This is a genomic window from Kitasatospora sp. NPDC056783, assembly GCF_042789895.1.
In the GTDB taxonomy this organism is placed as follows: Bacteria; Actinomycetota; Actinomycetes; order Streptomycetales; family Streptomycetaceae; genus Kitasatospora.
The window spans coordinates 1-5,210 of record NZ_JBHUAF010000494.1 but is presented as its reverse complement, the minus strand read 5'-3'; the positions used below and the strand labels follow the sequence as shown (position 1 = coordinate 5,210).

The 5,210-nt window shown below is 72.8% G+C and carries 4 protein-coding genes; 1 reads left to right on the top strand and 3 read right to left on the bottom strand.

The window, feature by feature from the left end:
• Positions 1-50 precede the first annotated feature (50 nt).
• Positions 51-986 (bottom strand): glycoside hydrolase family 19 protein, encoded by a 936-nt coding sequence (locus ACFRMQ_RS37740; RefSeq protein ID WP_380735393.1) that lies wholly within the window; start codon positions 984-986, stop codon positions 51-53.
• A 383-nt stretch (positions 987-1,369) separates the two neighbouring features.
• Here ACFRMQ_RS37740 and ACFRMQ_RS37735 point away from each other — a divergent pair, with 383 nt between their 5' ends.
• The gene (locus ACFRMQ_RS37735) at positions 1,370-2,206 is read left to right on the top strand and encodes an alpha/beta fold hydrolase (protein WP_380735391.1); all 837 of its coding nucleotides are present in this window, start codon (positions 1,370-1,372) and stop codon (positions 2,204-2,206) included.
• A gap of 58 nt (positions 2,207-2,264) precedes the next feature.
• Here the strand turns inward: ACFRMQ_RS37735 and ACFRMQ_RS37730 are convergent, their stop codons facing one another.
• A complete protein-coding gene (locus ACFRMQ_RS37730) occupies positions 2,265-3,341 on the bottom strand; it encodes an alpha/beta hydrolase (RefSeq protein WP_380735390.1) in 1,077 nt (358 codons plus the stop codon).
• A gap of 381 nt (positions 3,342-3,722) precedes the next feature.
• On the bottom strand, positions 3,723-4,997 hold the full coding sequence (locus tag ACFRMQ_RS37725; protein ID WP_380735389.1) for a PucR family transcriptional regulator: 1,275 nt from the start codon (positions 4,995-4,997) through the stop codon (positions 3,723-3,725).
• Positions 4,998-5,210 lie beyond the last annotated feature (213 nt).

The window sequence follows — 5,210 nt, the reverse complement described above, 5'->3', positions numbered from 1 at the left end:
CGGCGGCCCGCGACGTGGATCAGCGGATCAGAGGACGCCCTGTCGGGCGATCAGCAGCTCAGGTTGTTGCCCGGCACGGTGCCGAGCAGCTGGGTGAAGCGCTGGTAGGCGTTGATCCGGCTCTGCACCTGCGCGGGGTTGCCGCCGTTGCACTCCAGCGAGCCGTTGATGCTGCGGATGGTCTCACCGAATCCGTAGCCGTTGACGATCGCGTTGTGCGGGGTCATGGTGCCCGGCCCGTTCTGGGTGTTCCAGTACCAGAGCGCGGTCTTCCAGGCGACGGCCGGGTCGGTCTGCACCAGGTTGGGGTTGCGCAGCAGGTCGATGCCGAGGGCGTCGCCGGCCGCCTTGTAGTTGAAGTTCCAGCTCAGCTGGATCGGGCCGCGCCCGTAGTACGCGGACTGGCCGGCCGGGCATCCGTACGGCTGCGAACTGTCGCAGTAGTGGGGGTAGTTGGCGGTGTTCTGCTCGACCACGTAGACCAGCGCGCCGGTCTCGTGGTTGACGTTCGCCAGGAAGGCCGCGGCCTCCTGCTTGCGGACGGTGTCGCCGCCGGTGGCCGCGAAGGCCGGGTAGGCGGAGAGCGCGTCGATCAGGCCCTGGTAGGTGTAGAAGGGGTTCCGGTTCGGGAACATCTGGTCGAACTGGGCCTGGCTGACGGGGAATCCGCCCGGGTTCGGCGTGGCGGTGGAGGTCGGCGTGACGGTCGGGGTGGCGGTCGGGGTCGGGGTCGTCGTCGGACCGGTGCCGCAGCCGCCCTGGTCGGACCAGACACCGGAACCGCCGGTGCTGGGCGGCTCGTTCTGGGTCCACCACTTGGCGAGCCAGTTGTGGCCGTTGTACGAGACGGCGGCGCCGCCGGTGTAGACGGCCGAGGAGCTCCAGGGCGTGGCGCAGACGGCGGCGCTGGCGTTGGCCGCGGGCAGCAGCAGGACCACCGCCAGCGCCGTGGCGACGGTGGAGAGCAGTGCGAGCAGGCGTTTCATGGACACTTGATCACCCCTTGTGCGGTGTGGGGCCGCACGGTCGTGGAGGTAGGGACGCAGGGGCAGGGAAGCCGGAGCCCCGCGGGGTGGGGGCACGTCGTGGGGGGACGGGCCGACCGGGGTGCGGGCCGGATGCGGGGCTGCCCCAGACTCAAGCGGAGTGGTCTATACCTGTCAAGGGGTTGCGGGCAAAAGATGCAGTCCGCGCAACGATCGGGTGCCCAAGTACAACGCCGTCAGGGCTCGGGATGACCATCCCGGCACCCCCTCGCGGCGCTCCGGGACGACACGGGGTGCTCTCCCGGGCAAACGGCCCCCGGAGGCCGGCCCTAGCGTTGGCCCGCCGCAGCCCAGGCGTGGTCCGGAAGAGACAGGGAAGTCCCATGCCGTTCATCACCGTTGGCCAGGAGAACTCCACCGCCATCGACCTCCACTACGAGGACCACGGCACCGGCCGGCCGGTGGTGCTGATCCACGGATTCCCGCTGGACGGACGCTCCTGGGAGCGCCAGAGCGCCGCGCTGCTCGACGCCGGCCACCGGGTCATCACCTACGACCGCCGCGGCTTCGGACGGTCCTCCCACCCCGCCACCGGCTACGACTTCGACACCTTCGCCGCCGACCTCCACACCGTGCTGGAGACCCTCGACGTCCGCGACGCCGTCCTGGTGGGCTTCTCGATGGGCACCGGCGAGGTCGCCCGGTACCTCTCCTCCTACGGCTCCGCCCGCGTCACCGGGGCCGTCTTCCTCGCCTCCCTGGAGCCGTACCTGCTCAAGACCGACGGCAATCCGGACGGCGTCGCCCCGCAGGAGTTCTTCGGGGGCATCGTCGAGGCCGTGAGGGACGACCGGTACGCCTACTACACGGCTTTCTTCCACGACTTCTACAACCTGGACGAGAACCTCGGCACCCGGATCAGCGAGGAGGCCGTCCGACGCGGCCTCGACATCGCCGCCTCCGGCGGCGCCTTCGCCGCCGCGGCCGTGCCGGCCACCTGGTACACGGACTTCCGCGGCGACATCACCGGCGTCGACGTGCCGGCCCTCATCGTGCACGGCACCGGCGATCGCATCCTGCCCGTGGAGAGCACCACGCGCCCGTACCACGAGGAGCTCCCCGACGCCGAGTACGTCGAGATCGACGGCGCCCCGCACGGTCTGCTCTGGACCCACGCCGAGGAGGTCAACACCGTGCTGCTGGCCTTCCTCGCCGAGTGACTCGGAGAACGGCCGCCCGCACCCGGAGAACGGCCGGCCGCCCCCACGGCCGCCGGCTTCACCAGGACCGGCGGTGGAGCGCCATGTGCACGGTGTCGACGACCTGGATCAGCGCGGCCCGGGTGGTGCCGGTGGGGTGGATCCCGCCGACCAGCAGGAAGCCGTGCATCACCCCCTGGTAGCGCGTCGACACCACCGGGACGCCCGCCGCCCGGAGCCTGGCCGCGTAGGCCTCGCCCTCGTCCCGCAGCACGTCGGCCTCGGCGGTGACCACGAGCGCCGGCGGCAGCCCCACGAGCTGCTCCAGCGTGGCGCGCAGCGGGGCGGCGGTCGTCTCCCGCCGCCGCTGGGGCTCGGGCAGGTAGTCGTCCCAGAAGCGGCGCATGTGATCGCGGTGCAGGAAGTAGCCGGTGGCGAAGCGGTGGTAGGAGGGGGTGTCGAAGTCGGCGTCGGTGACCGGGTACAGCAGCACCTGGTGGGCGAGCGGGACATCGCCGCGTTCCCGGGCCAGCAGGGTCAGCGCCGCCACCAGGTTGGCCCCGGCGGAGTCGCCGACGGCGGCGATCCGGTCCCCCGCCAGTCCGATCTCGTGCCCGTGCTCGTGGATCCAGCGGGCCACGGCGTGGCACTGCTCGACGGCCACCGGGTAGCGCGCCGCGGGTGCCCGGGCGTAGTCCACGTACACGACGGCGGCGTCGGTGCCCAGGGCGAACTCCTGGATCAGCCGGGCGTAGCAGTCGGCGTCGCCGAGCGACCAGCCGAGGCCGGGCAGGAACAGCACCACGGGGCTGGGCTCGGCGGTGCCGACGGGTCTGGTCACCTGGACGTGCACCCGCCCGCCGGGCCCGCAGGGCAGGGCGAGCCACTCCGAGGTGACGCCGCAGGGGTCGTCCGGGTCCTCGTGCCCGTCGCGGACGGCCTCCTCGCCCGGCCCGTCGTCCGGAACGCCGCCGTGAGCGGGGAAGCCGTGAGCGGGGAAGCCGTGAGCGGGGAGTTCGCGGGCGGGGACGTCCCGGGCGAGGAAGGAGAGGTCCGGCAGTCCCGTCGCGGACCGGCCGGCTTCGGTGTCCAGGAACTCCTGGAGCGCCCGGTCGAGCACCGGACGCCGCTCGGGCAGAGGGGTGGGATCGGACAACTCATCGCTCCTGGCCTGATCGGAAGGGCTCGGCAACGCGACGCCTGCCCGGGTATGGGCCCGGTCCGCGCCTGGCGGAAGGTCGGCCCCCCGACACCTCGCGCACGCCACCGACGGTACTGCCGGAGAGTCGGGACCCTTGCCTGATCGTGCACGGATTTCCGTCCAGAATAGGCGACTCCCCGTCCGGCGCCGGCCCGCGGGGCGCGCCGCCGGTGTGGCGGGATGCCGTGATCGGCCCCGAAGCCCGGTTGGAGCAAGCGGGTTGACGAATCCCCTCCACCGGCCGACGAGCGTGCCCACCGGAACGCCCCGGGGGCCGGGGCCGGCGGCCCTGGCGGCGCGGGCCTGCGGGAACCGGGAGGGGAGTGGCCGCGCGGGTCAACCGGCCATGGCGGCACGGTCGTCGGCGACGTCGGTCTCCCGGGGGGCCTGGAGCAGGTCCAGGAGCTTGAGCCCCATGTGCAGCACCAGGCGGTGCGCGCCGTCGTCCAGGTCCAGGCCCGTGATCTCCTGGATCCGGCGCAGCCGGTAGTACAGCGAGGTGCGGTGCAGTTCCAGGATCTCCGCGGTCCTGGGCACCGAACCCGCGTTCTCCAGGAAGCAGCGCAGGGTCTCCTCCAGCCGGGAGCCCGCGCTGTCGTCCAGCAGGCCCAGCAGCGGTTTCGGCAGGAGGGAGTCGTTGAGCGCGCTCTCCGGCAGCTGGAGGAACATCGTGAACTCCCCGAGCCGTTCCCAGTCGCCGACGCCCTCCAGCCGGGGCAGCCGACGGGCCGCGCGGACGGCGACCCGGGCCTGGTCGTGGGAGATCCACGCGTCCGCCAGCGCCGTGCGACGGCCGCCCACCCCCACCGCGACGTCCACGTCCGCGCCCAGGAAGGTCCGCAGGGAGCGGACGATCGCGCGGCACTGCGCGTCCAGTTCCTCCTCCGCCGGTTCCCGGTCGAAGACCTGCACCAGGACCGCCCCGTCCTGCTCGACCGCGAACAGGCCGCGGGCCGGACGGGCGTGCCGGAACGGCTCCAGCGCCCCGCGCAGCGCCACGGCGACCTCGCCGGTCGTCCCCGGCCGCCCGGGGACGACCACGGTGGTCACCACCACGTGCGGGCCCGCCGGGAGGAGGCCGTCGTCCACCAGGCGCTCGTGCGCCGCGAACCGCAGCGCCGAGTCCGAGCCGACCAGCCGGCCCAGGAACCGGCGGGTGCGCTCCTCGTCGACGTCCGAGGCCAGCCGATCGGCGTACATCTCGACCGCCACCGTGCGGGCGACCCGGTCGATGGCCTCGGTCTCGGCCTCCGTGAGGGGCTCGCCCACCGCCATGACCTTCAGGATGCCCAGCAGGTGGCCCCGCCGGCGGATCGGGACGCAGTAGCGCGGCTGCATCCCCAGGTCCTCGCGCCCCGGCAGGATGCCCGGGGCGGTCCACCCGGTGACCCCCTGGGACAACACGTGGCGGATGAACTCGTCGTCCGCGACGCCCTGCAACAGCGTGCGCACGCGCACCCGGTCCTCGTCGCCGAAGTGCCGGCTGGTGCAGATCAGCCGCACCAGCGGGTCGGCGAGGACGACCGAGCGTCCCAGTTCCTCGGCCAGGCCGTCCACCAGGGTCTGCAGCGCCTCGCCTCCGGAGCGCGCGCGCCGGATCCACATCGTCATGATCAACTCCTTCCCGGCACGCCATTCATACAAGGAGCGAAGCAGATGGACAACGTTCAACAAAACGAGGGGAGGGCGACGCCGCCCGGCCGCTGCCCGCCAGGCACCCCGGGCGGCGCCCACCCCTCGGCGGAAGGCCGCGCAACGACTTCGGGGGCGACCGGAAGATGGTGAAAAGGCCCGCACATCAAGGGAGTTCACCCGGCAGGACGG